This is a genomic window from Gordonia cholesterolivorans, assembly GCF_039531975.1.
Taxonomy (GTDB): Bacteria; Actinomycetota; Actinomycetes; order Mycobacteriales; family Mycobacteriaceae; genus Gordonia; species Gordonia sihwensis.
The window spans coordinates 78,443-99,671 of the sequence record NZ_BAAARB010000013.1; the positions used below are offsets into that span (position 1 = coordinate 78,443).

General features: G+C 69.7%; 17 protein-coding genes. 13 read left to right on the plus strand and 4 right to left on the minus strand.

What is annotated here, in order from left to right; all coding sequences use genetic code 11:
• Positions 1 to 41: 41 nt before the first annotated feature.
• Both groL and phoA read right to left on the minus strand, forming a co-directional pair.
• Positions 42 to 1,664 carry a chaperonin GroEL gene (groL, locus tag ABFX36_RS12840; protein WP_006896949.1) on the minus strand — a complete coding sequence of 541 codons (1,623 nt, stop codon included), beginning with the start codon at positions 1,662 to 1,664 and terminating at the stop codon, positions 42 to 44.
• A gap of 238 nt (positions 1,665 to 1,902) precedes the next feature.
• The gene (phoA, locus tag ABFX36_RS12845) at positions 1,903 to 3,372 is read right to left on the minus strand and encodes an alkaline phosphatase (protein WP_346076642.1); all 1,470 of its coding nucleotides are present in this window, start codon (positions 3,370 to 3,372) and stop codon (positions 1,903 to 1,905) included.
• A gap of 184 nt (positions 3,373 to 3,556) precedes the next feature.
• Here phoA and ABFX36_RS12850 point away from each other — a divergent pair, with 184 nt between their 5' ends.
• The 6 genes from ABFX36_RS12850 to ABFX36_RS12875 all read left to right on the plus strand — a co-directional run bounded on the left by ABFX36_RS12850 (position 3,557) and on the right by ABFX36_RS12875 (position 9,914).
• Positions 3,557 to 4,807 carry a sensor histidine kinase gene (locus ABFX36_RS12850; protein WP_006896951.1) on the plus strand — a complete coding sequence of 417 codons (1,251 nt, stop codon included), beginning with the start codon at positions 3,557 to 3,559 and terminating at the stop codon, positions 4,805 to 4,807.
• Positions 4,807 to 5,595, plus strand: coding sequence for a LytR/AlgR family response regulator transcription factor (locus ABFX36_RS12855; protein WP_062366212.1), 789 nt, complete (start codon positions 4,807 to 4,809; stop codon positions 5,593 to 5,595). The genes ABFX36_RS12850 and ABFX36_RS12855 overlap by 1 nt, the downstream gene beginning before the upstream one ends.
• Before the next feature lie 78 nt (positions 5,596 to 5,673).
• Positions 5,674 to 6,018 (plus strand): hypothetical protein, encoded by a 345-nt coding sequence (locus ABFX36_RS12860; RefSeq protein ID WP_169317719.1) that lies wholly within the window; start codon positions 5,674 to 5,676, stop codon positions 6,016 to 6,018.
• Positions 6,015 to 7,763 carry a sodium/solute symporter gene (locus ABFX36_RS12865; RefSeq protein WP_346076645.1) on the plus strand — a complete coding sequence of 583 codons (1,749 nt, stop codon included), beginning with the start codon at positions 6,015 to 6,017 and terminating at the stop codon, positions 7,761 to 7,763. The genes ABFX36_RS12860 and ABFX36_RS12865 overlap by 4 nt, the downstream gene beginning before the upstream one ends.
• A 148-nt stretch (positions 7,764 to 7,911) precedes the next feature.
• Positions 7,912 to 8,289: a DUF485 domain-containing protein gene (locus tag ABFX36_RS12870; RefSeq protein WP_006896955.1), complete on the plus strand. Its 378-nt coding sequence runs from the start codon at positions 7,912 to 7,914 to the stop codon at positions 8,287 to 8,289.
• A complete protein-coding gene (locus ABFX36_RS12875; protein ID WP_006896956.1) occupies positions 8,286 to 9,914 on the plus strand; it encodes a solute symporter family protein in 1,629 nt (542 codons plus the stop codon). The genes ABFX36_RS12870 and ABFX36_RS12875 overlap by 4 nt, the downstream gene beginning before the upstream one ends.
• A gap of 75 nt (positions 9,915 to 9,989) precedes the next feature.
• On the opposite strand, the gene ABFX36_RS12880 is transcribed toward ABFX36_RS12875, so the two are convergent.
• Positions 9,990 to 11,396: an amidase gene (locus ABFX36_RS12880; RefSeq protein ID WP_346076647.1), complete on the minus strand. Its 1,407-nt coding sequence runs from the start codon at positions 11,394 to 11,396 to the stop codon at positions 9,990 to 9,992.
• 99 nt (positions 11,397 to 11,495) lie between these two features.
• On the opposite strand from ABFX36_RS12880, the gene ABFX36_RS12885 reads away from it, so the two are divergent.
• The 7 genes from ABFX36_RS12885 to ABFX36_RS12915 all read left to right on the plus strand — a co-directional run bounded on the left by ABFX36_RS12885 (position 11,496) and on the right by ABFX36_RS12915 (position 20,276).
• The gene (locus ABFX36_RS12885; protein ID WP_346076649.1) at positions 11,496 to 12,692 is read left to right on the plus strand and encodes an acyl-CoA dehydrogenase family protein; all 1,197 of its coding nucleotides are present in this window, start codon (positions 11,496 to 11,498) and stop codon (positions 12,690 to 12,692) included.
• 44 nt (positions 12,693 to 12,736) lie between these two features.
• Complete coding sequence (locus ABFX36_RS12890; protein ID WP_045540690.1) at positions 12,737 to 13,855, plus strand: acyl-CoA dehydrogenase family protein; 1,119 nt, start codon at positions 12,737 to 12,739, stop codon at positions 13,853 to 13,855.
• A gap of 114 nt (positions 13,856 to 13,969) precedes the next feature.
• Positions 13,970 to 14,431: an SRPBCC family protein gene (locus ABFX36_RS12895; protein ID WP_006896960.1), complete on the plus strand. Its 462-nt coding sequence runs from the start codon at positions 13,970 to 13,972 to the stop codon at positions 14,429 to 14,431.
• Between the two features lie 217 nt (positions 14,432 to 14,648).
• Positions 14,649 to 15,365, plus strand: a complete 717-nt coding sequence (locus ABFX36_RS12900; protein WP_006896961.1) for a phosphatidylserine decarboxylase — start codon at positions 14,649 to 14,651, stop codon at positions 15,363 to 15,365.
• A complete protein-coding gene (locus ABFX36_RS12905; protein WP_222110931.1) occupies positions 15,365 to 16,375 on the plus strand; it encodes a CDP-alcohol phosphatidyltransferase family protein in 1,011 nt (336 codons plus the stop codon). The genes ABFX36_RS12900 and ABFX36_RS12905 overlap by 1 nt, the downstream gene beginning before the upstream one ends.
• A 2-nt stretch (positions 16,376 to 16,377) precedes the next feature.
• On the plus strand, positions 16,378 to 18,600 hold the full coding sequence (locus tag ABFX36_RS12910) for an AAA family ATPase (protein WP_428832058.1): 2,223 nt from the start codon (positions 16,378 to 16,380) through the stop codon (positions 18,598 to 18,600).
• Between the two features lie 77 nt (positions 18,601 to 18,677).
• Positions 18,678 to 20,276, plus strand: a complete 1,599-nt coding sequence (locus tag ABFX36_RS12915; protein WP_346076653.1) for an acyl-CoA synthetase — start codon at positions 18,678 to 18,680, stop codon at positions 20,274 to 20,276.
• 26 nt (positions 20,277 to 20,302) lie between these two features.
• Here ABFX36_RS12915 and ABFX36_RS12920 read toward each other — a convergent pair whose 3' ends face one another.
• Positions 20,303 to 21,178: an exodeoxyribonuclease III gene (locus ABFX36_RS12920; protein ID WP_346076655.1), complete on the minus strand. Its 876-nt coding sequence runs from the start codon at positions 21,176 to 21,178 to the stop codon at positions 20,303 to 20,305.
• Positions 21,179 to 21,229: the final 51 nt, after the last annotated feature.

The following is a 21,229-nucleotide window of genomic DNA, read 5'->3' on the forward strand; positions in this document are numbered from 1 at the left end:
GCCTTCGTTCTGCGTGGAATCGCAGGGGATTCTGAATCAGATCAGAAGCCCATGCCGCCCATCTCGTCGGCACCCGGCATGGCCGGAGCGGCCTTCTCGGGCTTGTCGGCGACGACGGCCTCGGTGGTGAGGAACAGACCGGCGATCGAAGCCGCGTTCTGCAGCGCCGAGCGGGTGACCTTGACCGGGTCGTTGATGCCCGCGGCGAGCAGGTCCTCGTAGGTGTTGGTCGACGCGTTCAGGCCGGTGCCGAGCGGCGAGTTGCGGACCTTGTCCGCGACGACGCCCGGCTCGAGGCCTGCGTTGACGGCGATCTGCTTGGCCGGAGCCTCCAGAGCGACCTTCACGATGTTGGCGCCGGTGGCCTCGTCGCCCTCGAGAGCGAGACCGTCGATGGCAGGCTCCGACTGCAGCAGGGCCACGCCGCCGCCGGCGACGATGCCCTCTTCGACGGCAGCCTTCGCGTTGCGGACGGCGTCCTCGATGCGGTGCTTGCGCTCCTTGAGCTCCACCTCGGTGGCAGCGCCGGCCTTGATGACTGCGACACCGCCGGCCAGCTTGGCCAGACGCTCCTGCAGCTTCTCACGGTCGTAGTCGCTGTCGCTGTTCTCGATCTCGCCGCGGATCTGTGCGACGCGACCCGAGATGGCGTCGGCATCGCCGGCACCGTCGACGATGGTGGTCTCGTCCTTGGTGACGACGACCTTGCGGGCGGTGCCCAGCAGCTCCAGGCCGGCGCTCTCCAGCGACAGGCCGACCTCTTCGCTGATGACCTCGCCACCGGTGAGGATGGCGATGTCGGCCAGCATGGCCTTGCGGCGGTCACCGAAGCCCGGGGCCTTGACGGCGACGGACTTGAAGGTGCCCTTGAGCTTGTTGACGATCAGGGTCGAGAGAGCCTCGCCCTCGACGTCCTCGGCGATGATCACCAGCGGCTTACCCGACTGAATGACCTTCTCCAGCAGCGGCAGGAGGTCCTTGATGGTCGACACCTTGCTCGAGACGAGCAGGATGTACGGATCCTCGAGGACGGCCTCCTGGCGGTCGGCGTCGGTGACGAAGTAGCCCGAGATGTAGCCCTTGTCGAAGCGCATGCCCTCGGTGAGCTCCAGCTGCAGACCGAAGGTCTGAGCCTCTTCGACGGTGATGACACCCTCGTTGCCGACCTTGTCCATCGCCTCGGCGATCAGGTCGCCGATCGACTGGTCGCCGGCGGAGATGCCCGCGGTGGCAGCGATCTGCTCCTTGGTCTCGACCTCCTTGGCCGACTTCAGCAGCGACTCGGTGACGGCCGCGACGGCCTTCTCGATGCCGCGCTTGAGGCCGAGCGGGTTCGCGCCGGCCGCGACGTTGCGCAGACCCTCGCGGACCAGCGCCTGTGCCAGAACGGTGGCGGTGGTGGTGCCGTCGCCGGCGATGTCGTCCGTCTTCTTCGCGACTTCCTTGACCAGCTCAGCGCCGATCTTCTCGTACGGGTCCTCGAGTTCGATCTCCTTGGCGATCGAGACACCGTCGTTGGTGATGGTGGGGGCGCCCCACTTCTTCTCCAGGACGACGTTGCGACCCTTCGGTCCAAGGGTGACCTTGACGGTGTCGGCGAGGCTGTTCAGGCCGCGCTCGAGTCCGCGACGGGCCTCTTCGTCGAAAGCAATCTGCTTTGCCATTGGTAAGTGATCCTCCGGTAGGGGGTGACACTAAGTCTTCTGGGCCGGACTCGATGCCCGCGACGGACGACCGGGGTGTCTGTTGGACCGATCTCACCGTTCCGACCTGGCACTCACACTCCGTGAGTGCCAGACTCCGTTTTAGCACTCGCATGGTGAGAGTGCAAGGTCTGGCCCCGGAGCTCGACGGCCGCCGCTTCGGCGCGTATAAGCAGGTCAGCAACCACGTCCCGGGCCGCTACCTCTTGGTGCGGTCGAGTCCCAGCTGGTCGGTGATGTAGAAGAACGGATCGGTCTGATCGCTGAGGCCGACGACGTTGGCCGCACCCGGACCGTACGCCGCGATCCGGACCTGCCCGCCGGTGTGCTGCTCCTCCCCCGGCTCGAGCGAGGTCCCGTAGTTGACCGCGATCGGGTCGCCGTCGCGACCGGTCAGCAGCCGGGTGAGTCCGGGCATCGGCAGCTCCGGATGCGGTTCCACCACCTGGCTGGTGTGCGCATGGTCGCCGGTGACGATCACCAGCGTGTTCTTGTCCTTCTTCGCGAAGTCGAGCGCCTTGCTCACCGCATCCGACAACTGCACCGTCTCGCCGATCTGACCGCACGGATCGGCGTCGTGGTTGGCCTTGTCGACCGACCCGGACTCCACCTGCAGGAAGAACCCCTTGTCGTTCTTCAGCAGGTCGATCGCCTTCTGAGTCATGTCTCCGAGCTTGGGCGTGGCCGAGGTGAACGCGGGATTGGGCGCGCACCGGACCGGCGGCTGCTCGATGCCGTCCTTGACGGCGGTCGCCTTGTCCCAGATGCGCGGCAGGTTGCCGTCGGCGAAGACACCGAGCACCGGCTTGTCCTGGTCCGCTACGGTCACATCGTGCATCTCGTCCGCCGAGCGGACGATCTGATAGCCGCGCTCCTTGGCCTGCGCCTCGAGCGTCTTCCCCTGGTATCGGCCCGCCGTGGCCGTCTGCGCGAAGGTGGCCCACCCGCCGCCGAACGTGACGTCGGGGCGGGCCGCCAGGAGCTGTTCGGTGATCGATCCCGCGCCGCCGTTCTCGAGCGCGTTCTCCGGGCACTTCTCGGTGGTCTCCTTCGGGCCGTAGCACTTGCGCTGAGTCACGTGGGCCACCTGCACGGCAGGCGTCGCATCCTGCAGCTCGGTGGTCGTGACGTCTCCGGTGCGCAGACCGTTGGCGCGGGCGATCTCCAGGATCGTGCGTTGCGGCACCCCGTTCACGTCGACGCCGACAGCGCCGTTGTACGTCTTCGTCCCCGTCGACCACGCCGTGCCGGAGGCCGCCGAGTCGGTCGTGTAATCGGGCTTGTGGGTGTCCCTGTTCAACGAGTACGTGGTGTAGTCACCGCTCAGCGGAAGCTCGTCGATACCGGGGATCGCGCCGGCCGCACCCCACTGGTAGTTGCGAGCCAGGGTCAGTTCCTGGTTCGCGGTGCCGTCACCGATGATCAGGATGACGTTCTTGGCTCCCGACTTCTGAATCGAATCGGCGATCGCCTGCGTCTGATCCTCCGCCAGCCGCCGGGCACCGCCGTGCACCGTGATGTCGCCGGTGGCCGCGCGCGAGATGTCGACGTCTGCGGCCTTGTCGCCGTCGACGCCGACCGAGCACGCGCCGAGCACTCCGGTGAGTCCGAGAGCTGCTGCCGCGAGTGCGCCCGCTCTGCGGGCCTTCTTCTCCAGGTTCTGAGCCATGAAAGGTATGCCAACAGTCGCATATGAACGGCCGTCGGCCTCGAACCGAACTCCATTCGACGAGCGGGTGCCCGCCCGAGTCGATCCGGCGTACCGGAGGCGAACGCCCGGTGAATCCGCCTGCGGCCCGGCGATCCGGCGTCGACCGCGAGACACGCTTGCTAGCGTCGATTCGTGATTGCGCATGTCGGGTGAGTTGATCGCGATCGCCGTTCTCGGCGTCGCGCTGGCGACGGTCCTGATCGTCGTCGCACTGCGCACGCGCCGAGTGGTGAGCACACCCCACGAGCGCGCCGTGCACGACACCCTGCACACGGCGGCGCTGGCCGCCCGGCCGCTCCGCCGCGGTCTCACCGCCGAGTCGGCGGCAGAGGCGGCCGGCCCGTTGCGGGCGCTCACCGGCGCCGACGGACTCGCGCTCTACGACGCCGAGGGATCGCTCCTGACCTTCGACGGCGACGAACAGCTGTGGACCCCGCCGATGCGCTCGGCGGCCGCCGCGCTGGCCGCCGACACGCTCGCGAACGGCCGCCACTGCGTGCAGCGAGATCCCGCGGACGGCGTCGGTCCCCTGCGCAGTCTCCTGGCCGCGCCGCTGATGGCCGACGGCATCGGCATCGGCGCACTGGTCGTGGCATCGGTGACCGAGCCCGGCCCCGGCCGTATCGGCGCCATCACCGAGGTCGCACGCTATGCGGCCAGCCAACTGCAGCTCGCCGAGCTCGACGCCTCCCGCGCGCGACTGGATCGCGCCGAGGTCCTCGCCCTCCGCGCACAGATCAGCCCGCATTTCATCTACAACGCACTGAACACGATCGCATCCTTCGTCCGCACCGATCCCGACCGCGCACGCGAGCTGATCCTCGACTTCGCCGACTTCACGCGCTACTCCTTCCGCGCCGCGGGCGAGTACACGGTACTGGCCGACGAACTCCGCAACATCGACCGCTACCTCACGCTCGAACGAGCGCGTTTCGGGCCCGGGCTGACGGTGAAGGTTCAGGTGGCACCCGAGGTCCTCGGCGTCGTCGTGCCCTTTCTCGCACTGCAGCCGCTGGTGGAGAACGCCGTGCGGCACGGCCTCGCCGGGCGCCGGGACGGAACCATCTCGATCGTCGCGCGCAACGCGGGACCCGACTGTCTGCTGAGCGTGGAGGACGACGGCGTCGGCATGGATCCGGAACTGCTGCGCACGGGTGCGATCGACGCGCTCGACCCGGCCGGACCGCGAGAGTCCGACGGCGCACACGTCGGACTGACGAACGTCGACCAGCGGCTGCGCGCGGCGTTCGGCAACGACTACGGCCTGGTCGTCGAGACGGCGGTGGGAGCGGGAACCAAAGTCAGCATGCGCATCCCGAAGTTCGCCGCGGGCATCCACGCCGGAGGCCCGGCCGCCGCGCTACGGTTTGACGGACGGGAGGAGAGCAGCTGATGACCGACCTCACCGTGCTCGCCGTGGACGACGAGATCCCCGCCCTCGACGAACTGACCTACCTGCTGAACCGTCACGACGCGGTGTCGGCGGTGCACAAGGCGTCCGACGCGACCCAGGCGCTGCGCGAACTCGCCGAGCGCCGGATCGACGCGGTGTTCCTCGACATCTCCATGCCGGGACTCTCGGGCATGGAGCTGGCGGCGGTCCTGGCCAACTACTCGGCGCCGCCGCCGATCGTCTTCGTCACCGCGCATGACGACCGCGCGGTCGAGGCCTTCGACGTCGGTGCCGTCGACTATCTGCTCAAACCCCTGCGAGCCGAACGGCTCGATCAAGCGGTGGGCCGCATCCTCGCGTCCCTCGCCGGCGGCGAGGGTCCGGTCCGGACCGAGGAGCCGGACGAACCCGCCGACGATGTGATTCCGGTGGAGTCGGGCGGGATCACCTCGCTGGTACAGCGCGACTCCATCTCGTGGATCGAGGCGGTCGGCGACTACGCCCGACTGCACACCGACACCGGCTCGTACCTCGTCCGAGTCACTCTCTCGACCCTCGAATCACGCTGGGGAGGAGCAGGTTTCGCACGCGTTCACCGTTCGTACCTGGTGGCGCTGCCAATGGTGACCGGCCTGCGGTCCACCGGGGCGTCGACCATGGTCCGGGTCCGGGCCAACGGCGCCTCGCCCGCGGTGGAACTGCCGGTGAGCCGCAGGCAGGTGCGCGAGTTGAAGGACCGATTGGTCCGTGACCCGATGCGGACCTTCCGTTCCGGGCGGGACGGCTGATCCGTGGCGCCCGACTCCGCCCGTGAACCGACCCCACAGCGCGAACGCGTCGTCCTGTCCGAGCGGCGAGGCGCGCGCATGGTCCGCACCCGAGTGCAGGTGGCCGAGCAGACCGGCGTCGGCGAGCATCTGGTCCGCGGACTGGTCCGCGCCCAGTTGGCGCTGGCGCTGCGGCTCGGCGTGGCCGTCCTCGCGATCTTCGTCGCCATCCCGCTGATCGGCGCGACCGTCGAACCGTTCGCCGACGCGACGGTCTTCGGTCTGCGCCTGAACTGGCTGATCCTCGGCCTGCTGCCCCTTCCGCTCCTGTATCTGGCGGGTCGCCTGTACATCCGGCTGGCCGAGCAGGCCGAACGCGACTTCGTCCGGCTGGTGGACGCCGACTCCGACAGCGGCGACGACCCGGGCGGCGGTACGCGATGATAACCGAGCACGTCGCGGCACTGACGGTGGCCGCCGTCCTACTCGCGGCCCTCGGCACCGTCGCGGTCGGCGCCTACGGCGGACGCGGCTCGCGGTCGACGTCCGACTTCCTGGTCGCCTCGCGCAGCATCGGCGCGGGATGGAACGCCGCGGCGATCGCCGGCGAGTACCTGTCGGCGGCGTCGTTCCTCGGCGTGGCCGGATTGGTCGCCAAGTACGGTGCCGACGCGCTCTGGTATCCCATCGGATTCACCGCCGGCTACCTCTCGTTGCTGCTCTTCGTCGCCGCTCCGCTGCGCCGGTCGGGCGCGTACACCGTGCCCGACTTCGCCGAGTTCCGGCTGGCCTCGACTCGGGCGCGCAAGGCCGCGATGGTCGTGGTGATCGTGATCTGCGTGCTGTACCTGGTGCCGCAGTTGCAGGGCGCCGGGCTGACCCTGAACATCCTGCTGCACGTGCCGCCGTGGGTCGGGGTCACCGCGACCGGACTGCTGGTGATCGTGAACGTGGTCGGCGCTGGCATGCGATCGGTGACCTTCGCGCAGGCGATCCAGTACTGGCTCAAGCTCACCGCCGTCGCGATCCCCGCGCTGGTGCTGGCCGCGGTGTTTCTGAACAGCCCGCAGCGCCTCGGCGATCCGCTGCCACCGCGGGTGTCCGCGGACACCACCGTCCGGGTCGACACCCCGGTGGAGGTGACGGTGACCGACCCGGCGGGCGTTCGGGCGACCGGCGACGTGGACCGCGTCGCGGTCGTCGACCAGCCGTTGAGCGCGGGCACGCACCGTCTCGATCGCGGCGCGGTCATCGACCTCGCCGAGGGCGCCGCGACCCCGGTGGTGGCGAACGCGCCGCAGACCGGGTCGGCCTGGATGGAATCGGGCGGCGGCCTGGGCGGGGGCCATCCGCTCTATCAGGTGCTCTCGCTGATCGTGGCGACCTTCCTGGGCGCGATGGGCTTGCCGCACGTGCTCGTGCGGTTCTACACCAATCCCGACGGCCGTGCGGCGCGGCGGACGGCGTTGAACGTGATCGCGGCGCTGGCGGTCTTCTACCTCTTCCCGACCGTCCTCGGCGCACTCGCCCGCGCGTGGGTCCCGCAGGTCTTGGCGACCGGCACCGCCGACGCCGCCGTCCTGCTGCTGCCCGCCTCCGCGCTGCACGGGGCCTGGGCGATCGGGCTGTCGGCGCTCGTGGCCGCCGGCGCCATGGCCGCCTTCCTCGCCACCTCGTCCGGACTGCTGGTCAGCATCGCCGGCGTGATGTCGACCGACCTGATGCCCCCGGGAGTCCGCAGCTTCCGCATCTGCGCTCTGCTCGGCGGGGCGGTGCCGATCGTGATCGCCCTCAACGCCGGGACACTGGAGTTGTCACGGTCGGTGGGCCTGGTCTTCGCGGTCTCGGCGTCCACGCTGTGCCCACTGCTGGTGCTGGGAATCTGGTGGCGCGGACTCACCGCCGCCGGTGCGATCGCCGGACTCTGCGTGGGCGCGACCACGTCCGCGCTGGCGGTCGGAGTAGCGGTGACCGGGGCGATCGACGAGGGTGCGGGCGCCGGCTGGCTGTCGGTGATCGCCGGGTTCCCCGCGGCGGTCACCGTTCCCCTGACCTTCGCCACGATGGTCCTCGTCAGCCTGGCCACCAGGTCGCGGATCCCGGCGGTCACCGGCGCGGCCTTCGCTCGGATGCACGTGCCCGAACGGCTCGGGCTCGGGGTGGAACGGACCCCGTCGGCGCAGGACTGACCGCTACCGTTCATCGGGCGGCGGCGACCGTTCACCGCACGGCCGCCATGGCTCGTCGCTCAGGTCACAGACGACATTACCCGTGACTGTCGTCTCACTCATGCTTTGTGCAGCTACATCCCCGCAGCACACCAGCAAAGGAGTGATCGTGACCGTCACCGATCATGCCGCGCCGAAGGACGTCAGTCCTTCCCAGGACGAGTTCCTCGTCGCGCAGGCCAGCCCAGAGTTCCAGAGGTTGCGCACCGCGCTGCGCCGCTTCGTCTTCCCGATGACCGCCTTCTTCCTCCTCTGGTACGCGGGCTACGTCATCCTCGGAGCCTTCGCGCACGACTTCATGGCCACCCCGGTCTGGGGCAACATCAACGTGGGCCTCATCCTCGGACTGCTGCAGTTCGTCACCACGTTCGGCATCACATTCCTGTACGTCCGGTTCGCCAACCGCGATCTGGATCCGCAGTCGGAGGCCATCCGCGAGAACTTCGCGGACGGCACCTACTCGACGGCCGGAAAGGCTCAGCGATGAACCACGTGCTCGCCGCCGAGACCGTCGGCAACCCGGCCATCAACATCTCGATCTTCGTCGCATTCGTCGCGGTGACCATGATCGTCGTCATCCGCGCCAACCGGAAGAACGCCTCGGCCTCCGAGTTCTTCACCGCCGGCGGCGGGTTCTCCGGCCCGCAGAACGGCATCGCCATCTCGGGCGACTACCTCTCGGCCGCCAGCTTCCTCGGCATCGCCGGCGCGATCGCCGTCTACGGCTACGACGGATTCCTGTACTCCATCGGCTTCCTGGTGGCCTGGCTCGTCGCGCTGCTGCTGGTGGCCGAACTGCTGCGCAACACCGGCCGGTTCACGATGGCCGACGTGCTGAGCTTCCGGCTCAAAGAGCGGCCGGTCCGCATGGCCGCCGCACTCTCGACCCTGGTGGTGTCGCTGTTCTATCTGCTCGCGCAGATGGCGGGAGCCGGCGGCCTGGTCGCACTGCTCCTGGACATCCACGACCGCACCGGACAGTCCATCGTCATCGCCGTCGTCGGCGTGCTGATGATCGCCTACGTGCTGATCGGCGGCATGAAGGGCACCACCTGGGTGCAGATCATCAAGGCGGTCCTGTTGATCGCGGGTGCCGCGGTGATGACCTTCCTGGTCTTGGGCAAGTTCGGTTTCAACGTCTCGGAGATCCTCGGTCAGGCGCAGAACGCCATGGGCGATTCGGCGGACAAGGCCGTCGCCTCGCGCGACGTCCTCGCGCCCGGTGCCCAGTACGGCGGATCGACGATGTCGAAGGTCAACTTCCTGTCGCTGGGCCTGGCCCTCGTTCTCGGCACCGCCGGTCTGCCGCACGTGCTGATGCGCTTCTACACCGTTCCGACCGCCAAGGAGGCCCGCCGCTCGGTGGTCTGGGCGATCTCCCTCATCGGCGCCTTCTACCTGTTCACGTTGATCCTCGGCTACGGCGCCGCCGCGCTCGTGGGCCCGGACCGGATCCTGTCCGCCGCGGGCAAGGAGAACGCCGCCGCTCCGCTGCTGGCCCTCGAACTCGGCGGAACGGTGCTGCTGGGTGTGATCTCCGCCGTCGCGTTCGCGACCATCCTGGCCGTGGTGGCCGGGCTCGCGATCACCGCCTCTGCATCGTTCGCCCATGACATCTACGCGTCGGTCATCAAGCGCGGCAAGGCATCCGAGGACGATCAGGTGCGAGTCTCGCGTCGCTGCATCGTGGTGCTCGGCGTGGTCAGCATCATCCTCGGCATCCTCGCCAACGGTCAGAACATCGCCTTCCTCGTCGCGCTGGCGTTCGCGGTCGCGGCGTCGGCGAACCTGCCGACCATCGTGTACTCGCTCTACTGGAAGCGGTTCAACACCCGCGGCGCACTGTGGAGCATGTACGGCGGCCTGATCTCGTGCATCGTCCTGATCGTCTTCTCCCCCGCCGTCTCCGGCGGCGCCAAGGCGATGATCCCCGGAGCCGACTTCGCCTGGTTCCCGCTGTCGAATCCCGGCATCGTGTCGATCCCGCTGGCCTTCGTGCTCGGCATCGTCGGGACGCTGACGTCGCCCGACCGCGGCCGGCCCGGCCGCAACGCCGAGATGGAGGTCCGTTCGCTCACCGGAGTGGGCGCCGAAGGCGCACTCGCTCACTGACCCCCGATACGCACTGTGCCCCGTCCGCAAGGGCGGGGCACAGTGCGTTCGGCGTGGGCGGAGACGCCCGGTGGATCAGTCCTGGATGCGGGCGAACGGCCGGGCGGCCTCGAGTTCGAAGGCGAGTTCGAGCAGTGTGCGCTCGCCTCCGAGGTCGGCCGAGAAGTGCATCCCGAGCGGCAGACCGTTCGCACTCCGGCCGAGCGGCAGCGTGATGGCCGGGGTGCCGCTGCTGTTGTTCGCGGGGGTGAAGGCGACGTAGTCGACGAGCCGGGCGAAGATCTCGTCGAAGTCGCCGTCCGGCGCCAGGTAGCCGATCTCCGGCACGGCGTGCGCGAGCGTCGGCGAGAGGATGACGTCGTACCCCTCGAACGCGCTGCGGAATCTCGCCGTCGCCCGCTTGAGCCCGATCACCGACGCCGGCAGGCGGTAGAAGTGCTTGAGGAAGGCCGCCGACAGCCCCTTGGTGAACGGGTCCAGTCGCGAGCGGTCGAATCCCTTGCCCACCGACCTGCCGCCCATGCGATCGATGCCGAACGCCAGCAGCGCCCAGTAGTCGGTGAACTGGGCGATGTACGAGCGGTCGACGGGCATCGGAACCGATTCCACGCGGTGCCCGAGCGATTCGAGCAGTTCGACGGTCGCCGCCAGCTCGCGATCGGTGTCGTCGTCCAGGAGCCGGCCGGTCAGGGGCGTGTTGATCAGTGCGACGCGGAGCCGCGCCCGGCCCGGACCTTCGACCAGGCCGATCGGCGGCAGCGAGGCGACCTCCCGCTGCCGTTCCAGATCCGCGTAGTAGTGCGCGGTGTCGCGAACCGACCGCGTGACGACGCCGTTGCTCACCAGGTCGATCGGCAGGCCGTGCATCTGCTTGGCCTGCGCCACCCGCCCCCGCGTGGGTTTGAGACCGACCAGCCCACACGCCGCCGCGGGGATGCGGATGGAGCCGCCGCCGTCGTTGGCGTGCGCGATCGGCACCGCCCCCGCCGCGACCAGCGCCGCGGCACCGCCCGACGACGCACCGCAGGAGTAGTCGGTGTCCCACGGATTGCGGGTCGGCGGCCGGTCGGCGAACTCGGTGGTCGCGGTGAGACCGAAGGCCGGCATCGTCGACGCACCGAGGATGTTCAGCCCCGTGCCGACGAGTTCACGCGTCACGGCCTCGTCCGCGCGAGCGGGGACGTTCGCCACCGCCGCCGAACCGTGCAGCGTCGGGATCCCGGCGAAATCGGTGTTGTTCTTGATCAGCGAGGGCACACCGGCGAACACGCCGGTGAAGTCGTCGGCCTCCGCCCGCGCCAACGCGCGTTCCCGATCGTCGACGGCCACCGCCGACAGTCGCGGCTCCACCGCGTCGATCCGGGCGAGCGCGGCACGCGCCGCCTCGGCGGCCGAGATCGCTCCGGAGGCGATGGACGCGGCCAGCCCGACCGCGTCGAGGTCACCGAGGCAGTCGTCGGCGAATGAGTGAACGTGTTTCATGCCGATCACGCTAGCCGAGGCCGCCCGCCTCCGGCCCCTGCCCGAGTCAACTCGCGCGAGCCCTTCTCCCGACCCGGCCGAGCGGGTAAGACTACAGAGATGCAGCTGCAATTCACTCCTGAGGAAGAAGCCTTCCGCCGAGAACTCCACCACTACTTCACCACCGAGATCCCCGCCGAGATCCGCCAGAGATGTGAGGCCGGTGCGCTGAAATACCCCGACGACATCGTCACCACCACCCGGATTCTGAACAAGGCGGGCTACGCCGTGCCGCACTGGCCGGTGGAGTGGGGCGGTCGGGACTGGACGCCCATCCAGCATCACATCTGGCGCGAGGAGATGTCTCTCAACTTCGTGCCCGACCTGCTCCCCTTCAACGCGGGCATGGTGGGCCCGGTCATCGCGCAGTTCGGGTCGCAGGAGCAGAAGGAGAAGTTCCTGCCCGCCACCGCGAACCTCGACATCTGGTGGTGTCAGGGCTTCTCCGAACCCGAGGCCGGCTCCGACCTCGCATCGCTGAAGACCCGGGCGGTCCGGGACGGCGACCACTACGTCATCAACGGACAGAAGACGTGGACCACGCTGGGGCAGTACGCCGACTGGATCTTCGCTCTGGCCCGGACCGACCCGGACGTGAAGAAGCAGGCGGGCATCAGCTTCTTCCTCTTCCCCATGGACACGCCCGGTGTCGAGATCCGGCCGATCCAGTTGATCGACGGCAGCTACGAGGTCAACGAGGTCTTCTTCTCCGACGTCCGCGTCCCGGCGGAGAACCTGGTCGGCGAGGAGAACCTCGGCTGGACGATCGCGAAGTTCCTCCTCGGCAACGAGCGGTCGGGCATCGCCCGCGTCGGATGGACCAAGACCAAGGTCGCCAGGGCCAAGAAGCTCGCCGCCCGGACTCGCACCGCCGCCGGCACGCTGCTGGACGATCCGCTCTTCGCCGCGCGGCTCGCGAACCTGGAGAACGAGCTGCTGGCGCTGGAGATCACCCAGCTCCGGGTGGTCGCCGGATCGGCCGACGGCAAGCCGAATCCGGCGTCGTCGCTGCTGAAGCTCCGCGGCTCCCAGCTGCAGCAGGACGCCACCGAACTGCTCGCCGACATCGCCGGACCCGACTCGCTTCCGGTGTCGGCGATCGACTCCGCCGCGGAGGGCGACCCCGCGGAGATCCTGAGCCCCGACTGGGCCCAGCTGACCGTCCCGGCGTATCTCAACCACCGGAAGGTGACGATCTACGGCGGGTCCTCGGAGGTCCAGCGGCAGATCATCGACAAGGCCGTACTCGGCCTCTGATCGCGCAGACACCCCGACTCCGATACCACTTCACAAGGAAGACAATGGAATTCGAACTCTCTGAGGAACAGGTCCTGTTGCGCGACACCGTCCGCGACGTACTGGGCAGAAAATACGGCGACATCGAGAACCTGCGCGCGGTCACCGACACCGAACTGGGCTGGAGCCGCGACGTGTGGTCGGCGCTCGCCGAGATCGGCATCCTGGGTCTGGTATTCGACGAGGCCGACGGCGGCACCGGCGCCGGACCCGAGGAACTCGCACCGGTGATGGGCGAGTTCGGCGCGACGATCGCACCCGAACCGTTCCTCGACGCCGTCGTGGTACCCGGACTGCTGGTGACCCGTACCGCCGACCCCGAGACCCGAGCCGAACTCATCGGCGGCCTCTCGTCGGGCGAGCGGCTCTGCGCCTTCGCCCACCACGAGAACGGTGATCGCTGGCCGGCGTTCGCGATCGCCACGTCCTTCGCCGACGGCCGGTTGACGGGCACCAAGTCGCTGGTCGCCGCGGGCGACTGCGCCGACACCCTGGTGGTCTCGGCCCGCGATGAGGCCGGCCAGGTGGGTCTCTACCTGGTGGACGGGACGGCCGAGGGCCTGAAGCGCACAGGCTACCGCACCCACGACCGCCGCCGTGGCGCACAGATCGAATTCGACGGTGCGCCGGCCACCCGCCTCGGTTCCGGCGACGCCACCGCCGTCATCGCCGAGGTGGAGGTGCTCGCCCAGACCGCCCTGTGCGCGGAGGCGGTCGGAGCCATGCGGGCGTCGCTGGAGATGACCACCGGATATCTGAAGACCCGCAAGCAGTTCGGCGTTCCGCTGGCGACCTTCCAGGCGCTGACCCACCGCGCCGCCGACATGTACGTCTCGCTCGAGTTGGCGACCAGCCTCAGCGTCTACGCGACGGCGGCGCTCGCGGAGGGCCGCGTGGACCCCGTCATCGCCTCCCGCGCCAAACTGCAGATCTGCCGTTCGGGCAGGCACATCGGGCAGGAGTCGATCCAGATGCACGGCGGCATCGGAATGACGGCCGAGTATCCGGTGGCGCACTACGTCAGCCGGCTCACCGCGATCGGGCACACCCTGGGCGACGCCGACAGTCATCTCCAGCGGCTTTCGGCGTCGATCGGCGAGTGGGACATGGTCACCGTGGGTTGAGCCTGCGCCCGGCCCGAACGGCGGGCCACCGAATCTGTGACCGTCGGTCACATGTACTAAGGTGACCGAAACCCCAGCGCCGAGCCGCTCGGCGCGATCGAAACGGAGGCAACAATGGCCGCACCCCTCATCGAGGACTCCATCGAGATCGACGCCAGCCCGGAGAAGGTCTGGTCCGTCGTCAGCGATCTGCGCCGCATGGGCGAATGGAGCCCCCAGTGCAAGAAGATGATCATCTTCGGCGGTGACGTGAAGCTCGGCACCACCACCCTGAACGTGAACCGCCGCGGCCCGCTCGTGTGGCCCACGCGATCGAAGGTCGTCACCTTCGAGCCCAACAAGGAGCTGGCCTTCCGCGTGCTCGACAACCGGACCGTGTGGTCGTTCCGGATCGAGCCGACCGACTCGGGCGTGCGACTCACGGAGAGCCGCACGGTGCCGGGCGGGCAGACCACCAAGATCTCCTCCACCCTCGTCGACAAGGTGATGGGCGGCGAGAAGTCGTTCGAGGCGGAACTGGCCGCGGGAATCCGCGAGACCCTCGGCAAGATCAAGCGCGCTGCGCAGACCGCCTGACCACCGCCATCTGCGCGCACTCGGGCGCGCATGGACCGAACCCACCGATCCCCGCTCAGCCACCGCCCGCCGATCCCGGCGGCGGCCCGCTGAGCGGGGATCCGTGTGCGTGCTCGACGAGATGCGACCCGCGGCCCGCGGACGATTAAGCTGAAAGCACTTGCGCTGCGACCTGAATGACCCGACGCAGCGACCTCGAACTAGGAGCGCAGAACCGGTGGCCCGACGTCCCGCCCGACCCGACGACCGCGAAGGCCTCGCCCACATCGTGGACCTGATCCGCGAAACGGTTCCACCGCTGCATCCGGCGGGCGTGCCGTTCGTCGCCGCCCCGGCCGCCCTCGCGCTGCTGGGCCGCAGGCACCGCTGGATCGCGCGACCTGCGTGGGCCGCCGCGGGCGCCTCCGCGCTGTTCTTCCGGCACCCGAACCGTGTGCCTCCGACCGGCGACGGGCTGGTGGTCGCGCCCGCCGACGGCACCATCGCCCTCGTCGACGAGGCCGTGCCGCTGCCCGAACTGGGGCTCGGAGACCGGCCCGTACCGCGTGTGTGCACCTTCCTCTCGGTCTTCGACGTCCACGTCCAGCGGGTTCCGATCGCCGGCCGGGTGCTGTCCGTGCAGCACACCCCCGGCAAGTTCCTGTCCGCCGACCTCCCGGAGGCGAGCAGTGAGAACGAACGCACCGCGATGACCATCGCCACCGGCCCAGACGGAACCGGTCCGCGAGTCGGCGTGGTGCAGATCGCCGGACTTCTCGCCCGCCGCATCGTCTGCGAACCCGCCCCGGGCGAGGTCCTGAGTCTCGGCGACACCTACGGACTGATCCGGTTCGGCTCGCGTGTGGACGTCTACCTCCCCGAGGGCAGCGACGTCCGGGTCGCGCTCGGCCAGCGCGCGGTCGGCGCCGAGACCGTTGTCGCGGAGCTGCCCTGATGGCCAGGAGCCGTCCGCACCGTAATCCCACCAACAAGTCCGGCAGACGACTGCGGCGCCGCACGTCGACGCCGTCGTCCGACCCCGAGGCCCGCTCCCGGGCCTCCCGTGCCGCCCGGTCGGCGCGCGCGGGACGCATGCTGGTCCCGTCCACGCTCACGATCCTCGCGATCTGCTCCGGCCTCACCGCCGTGCGTTCGGCCGATGCCGGCCAGGTCGACCTCGCGATGGGTCTGCTGGTCCTGGCCGCCGTCTTCGACGGACTCGACGGTCGCGTCGCCCGCATGATGGACGCCTCGACCAAGATCGGTGCCGAGATCGATTCACTGGCCGACGCCATCAACTTCGGCGTCGCCCCCGCGCTGATCGTGTACTCGGTGGTCTTGCGCGACAACGCGGGCTCCGCGGCGCAGGATTTCGGCTGGGTGCTCGCGCTGCTGTTCTGCGTGGCGGTGGTCCTGCGACTGGCCCGGTTCAACACCCTTCTCGACGACGACAGCGCGCCCAGCTACACCAAGGACTACTTCGTCGGTGTGCCGGCGCCGGCGGCGGCGGTGATGGCGCTGCTGCCGATCGGGCTGCAGCAGCACTTCGGTCACGGATGGTGGGTGTCGGTGCCCGCGGTCGGCGCCTGGCTGCTGTTCATCGGGTTCCTCGCCGTCAGCCGCATCCCGACCCTGTCGCTCAAGTCGGTCAAGATCAGGCCGAGTTCACTGGCGGGTCTGCTGTTCCTGGTGGCAGCGGCCGGAGCGCTGCTGTTCACGTTCCCGTATCTGCTGATGGTGATCGGCGTGGCCGCCTACCTCATCCACATCCCGTTCGCCTGGCGCACGCAGCGCTGGGTGGCGGCGCACCCGGAGCACTGGGAGGCCCCCGCCCGCGACCGCAGGCTCCAGCGCCGAGACGAGCGCCGGCAGGCGGTCGCGGACGGCACCCGCAGGCGAGTGATCCCCGCGCGTTCCAATGCGCGGCTGGGTCTGCGCCGACCCCCGGCGCGGCGCGAGGACTGACGGTGAACCCGACGCTGACGCTCACCGCCCGGCTCAACACCTCCGCGGCCGACTCGCGCCGCGGCATCGTACGGGTGCATCCGGAGGTGCTCGCCGCCCTGTCGCTGCGTGAATGGGACGCTGTCTCGCTGGTCGGCGCGCGCACGAGCGCGGCGGTCGTCGCCGCCGCGCCGCCCGGTTCCCCCACCGGTCTGGTCCTGCTCGACGACCTGACGCTGTCGAATCTGGGGATCCGCGAGAACTCGGGGGTCGCGGTGGCACCGGTGGTGGTGCACGGCGCCGCGCGCATGAGTGTCCGAGGCTCACGGCTGGCGAGTGCATCGGTGAGCGAGGCGACGCTGCGCCGGGCTCTGCTCGGCAAGGTCGTGAGCGTCGGCGACACCGTCTCGCTGCTGCCCCGCGATCTGGGTCCCGAACTCACCGCCGCCGAGGCCACCCGGTCCCTCGCGCGTTCGGTGGGGATCACCTGGACCAACGAGTTGCTGACCGTGACGGCCACCGCCCCCGCCGGCACGGTGAGCGTGCAGACCAACACCGCGGTCCTGTGGGAGACGGACGCCCGGACTCCGGGCGCGGTGCCTCCGGCCCCGACCGCCGCGGCGACGCCGGCCACTCCGAGCACCCTCACTGCCCCGAGCGCGACCGCCGCGGAGCCGGACGCGCACGTCCGACCGGTGTCGGAACTGGTCGGGGTCGACACGCAGGTCGCCAGGCTGAGCGAATGGCTCCAGGTGACTCTCGACAATCCGGACGTGCTGCGCGCCCTCGGCGCACAGCCTCGACTCGGCGTCCTCGTCTCGGGGCCCGCCGGAGTCGGAAAGGCGACGGTGGTCCGGGCCGTGTGCGCCCGCCGCCCGCTGGTCGAGGTCGACGGGCCCTCCACCGGCGCTCTCGCCGCCGACGACCGACGCGCCGCCGTCACCGGCGCTCTGAGCCGGCTCACCGGCGGCGGTGTGCTGCTGGTGACCGACATCGACAAGCTCTTGCCCGCACAGGCCGACCCGGTGTCGACGCTGATCCTGCAGGACCTGCGCGCCGCCGTCGCCGACGGTGCCGTCGCGCTCGTCGCCACCACGTCCGACCCGTCCGGCCTCGACAGCCGGGTCCGCGAGCCCGATCTGTGCGACCGCGAACTCGCCATCGGTCTGCCCGACGCCGCCCAACGCGCCAAACTGCTCGGTGCGATCCTCTCGCAGGCACCCACCGACGGCCGCCTCGACCTCGACTCCGTCGCCGCACGCACTCCCGGTTTCGTGGCCGCAGACCTCGCCGCCCTGACCCGCGACGCCGCGCTGCGGGCGGCCGCGCGCGCCACGCGCGACGGCTCTCCCGCCGCCTTGCGCACGGACGACCTCGATGCCGCGCTCGGCGTGATCCGCCCGGCGTCCCGACTCGAATCCCCCGACGTGGCACTCGGATCCATCACGCTCGACGACGTCGGCGACATGGTGGAGACCCGGCAGGCCCTCACCGAGGCGGTGCTCTGGCCGCTGCAGCATCCCGACACCTTCACCCGCCTGGGTGTGCAGCCGCCGCGCGGCGTCCTGCTGTACGGACCGCCCGGCTGCGGCAAGACCTTCGTCGTCCGGGCACTGGCCGCGTCGGGCCGGCTGTCGGTCCACAGCGTGAAGGGCGCCGAACTGCTCGACAAGTGGGTCGGATCGTCCGAGCGCGCCGTCCGCGACCTCTTCGACCGCGCCCGCGAGAGCGCGCCGTCGATGATCTTCCTCGACGAGGTCGACGCCCTCGCGCCCCGCCGCGGCGGGTCCACCGACTCCGGCGTCGCCGATCGGGTGGTGGCCGCGCTGCTCACCGAACTGGACGGGGCCGAGCCGCTCACCGACGTCGTCGTCCTCGGCGCCACCAACCGGCCGGACCTCGTCGACCCCGCACTGCTGCGGCCCGGACGCCTCGAACGCCTCGTCTTCGTGCCGCCGCCCGATGCCGCCGCCCGCGCCGACATCCTCCGCGCCGCGGCCCGCAGCATTCCGATGCCGGACGTCGACCTCGAGGCTCTCGCCGCCGAACTGGAGGGGTATTCGGCAGCCGATTGCGCCGCCGTCCTGCGGGAGTCGGCACTGGCCGCCATGCGCCGGGACATCGACGCGGCGACGGTGACCGCCGACGACGTCGCGACCGCCCGGCGAGCGGTCCGGCCGTCGCTGGATCCTCAGCAGGTCGCCGAACTCGAGGCCTACGCCGAGCGCCGCGATCGAGACAATTAGTAGGAAGCCCTAGTAATTCGTGTCACTTCTGGGCGACACTTACTGGGAATGCCCAGTAACCCTCCCGAGGAGTACACGTGACCACTGGTTTCAGCGTCGAGACCACGCGGGCGATCGACGTCGCCCGCTCGCACACCATCGGCGGACTGCTCCGCCGCACCGCCCTGCGCAGCCCGGATAAGACCGCCGTCGTCAACGGCGACACCACGCTCACCTTCGCCGAGTTCGACGACGCGGTGAACCGCTGCGCCAACGCCCTCACCGCCCGCGGACTCGGCAAGGGCGACCGCCTCGCTCTGGTGAGTCACAATTGCTGGCAGTTCGCCGTGCTGAACTTCGCGGTGGCCCGGCTCGGCGCGATTCTGGTGCCGATCAATTTCGGCCTCGGCGTCGACGAGATCGCGTTCATCCTCTCGCACTCCGGATCCCGCATCGTCGTCTCCGAAGACGCGCTCACGGAGACCGTCGGCGCGGCGGTCGACGCCTCCTCCGGCGGCGACGCGGTGCGCGGCGTCATCAACCTCGCCGGCGGTACGACAGCCGGCTGGGAGGATGTCGCCTCCTGGATCGCCCACGACGACGCCTCGGTCCCCGACGTTCTCGTCGAAGACGATGACCCGGTGCGGATGATGTTCACCTCGGGGACCGAGTCTCGTCCCAAGGGCGTGCTCTTATCCTCGAAATCACTGGTGTCCCAGTACGTCTCGTGCATCATCGACGGCGGCATGTCGGCCGACGACATCGAGGTGCACTCCCTGCCGCTCTACCACTGCGCCCAGCTCGACTGCTTCCTGTCGGTGGACGTCTACCTCGGCGCCACGAGCATCATCCTGCCGAGCCCGGAACCGGCGGCCCTGCTGGCCGCGATCGAGACGCACCGCGCCACCAAACTGTTCTGTCCGCCCACCGTGTGGATCTCACTGCTGCGCCATCCCGACTTCGACACCCGAGACCTCTCCTCGCTGAAGAAGGGTTACTACGGGGCCTCGCCGATGCCCGTCGAGGTCCTGCGGGAGATGAGCCGGCGCCTGCCCGACGTCCGGCTCTGGAACTTCTACGGCCAGACCGAGATGAGTCCGCTGGCCACCATCCTGCAACCACACGAGCAGATCGAGCGCGCCGGATCGGCCGGCCGCGCCTCGCTCAACGTGGAGACCCGCGTGGTCGACGACGAGGACAATCCGGTGCCGACGGGCGAGGTCGGCGAGATCGTTCACCGCAGTCCGCACGCCTGTCTGGGCTACTTCAACGACGAGGAGAAGACCGCGGCCGCATTCCGAAACGGCTGGTTCCACTCCGGCGACCTCGGGATCATCGACGCCGACGGCTACCTCTCGGTGGTCGACCGCAAGAAGGACATGATCAAAACCGGCGGTGAGAACGTCGCCTCCCGCGAGGTGGAGGAGGCGATCTACCTGCTCGACGGCGTCGCCGAGGTCGCGGTGTTCGGTGTTCCCCATCCCAAGTGGATCGAGGCGGTGACGGCGGTGATCGTGAGCAAGGACGGCGTCGAGCTGACCGAGGACGACGTGAACGCCCACCTCGAAGGCGTCCTCGCCGGTTACAAGCGGCCGAAGTACGTCATCTTCGCCGACGCCCTGCCGAAGAACCCGTCGGGCAAGATCCTGAAGAAGGACCTCCGGACGGCGCATGCGGCGGTGGCCTCGCAGGACTGACGCGTCACGGCGCCGGCGTGTCGGTCTCAGGCCCGCCGCCGGTACCCGACCACCAGCGGCGCGTGATCCGACAGACGCTCGTCCGGCGAGGGCTCCTTGTCGACCGCCACCCATCGCGCCCGGGACGCCAGCCCCGGTGACGCGAGTTGGTGGTCGATGCGCCATCCGACGTCCTTCACGAACGACTGCCCGGCCCAGCTCCACCAGGTGAGCGGGCCGGGCCGGTCGCCGTACAGTGTCCGGACCACGTCGATCAGCCTGCGCGGCGAGAGCTGCCGATCGAGCCACTCGCGCTCCTCCGGCAGAAACCCCTCCATCTTGCGTGCGGCGCGCCAGTTGGTGACGTCGTGCTCGCAGTGGGCGATGTTCAGGTCGCCGATCAGCAGGAACTCCCGGCCGGCGCGGCGAGCGGCGAGTCGGTTGCGCTCCAGTTCGCGCGCGAAGCCGGCCAGGAACGCCATCTTGCGCCGGTACTTCGCACCACCGTCGGGCTTCTCCCGGACGTTCCCGGGACGCTGCAGTTCCGCGGGCAAGCCGCCCTTCGGCAAGTACAGACAGGCCACCGTGATCGGCTCATCGGCGAGGTCGACTTCCAGATAGCGTCCGTGCGAGGCGTGCGCGGACAGCCCGCGGGCCCGCGGCGGGTCGGTGGCCCAGCTCCGCACCGACGCCGGCGGCTGCCGGGTCGCGATCGCCACGCCGTTGCGCCCCGGAATGGTCCCCGTGTCGAAAGACACCGTGTAGCCGGGGAATTCGCCGATCTCCTCGGGCGGGCAGCGGAGCTCCTGCAGTCCCACCACATCCGGTGCCCGCTCCGCCAGCCACGTGTCGAAGCCGCGGCGTCGCGCCGCACGGATGCCGTTGACGTTGAACGAGACCACGGTCAGTTCCTCGGATGCCACGACCCCAGAATGCCCGAGCTCTCCGCGGGCGGCATCCGCCGCCCCCGGGCG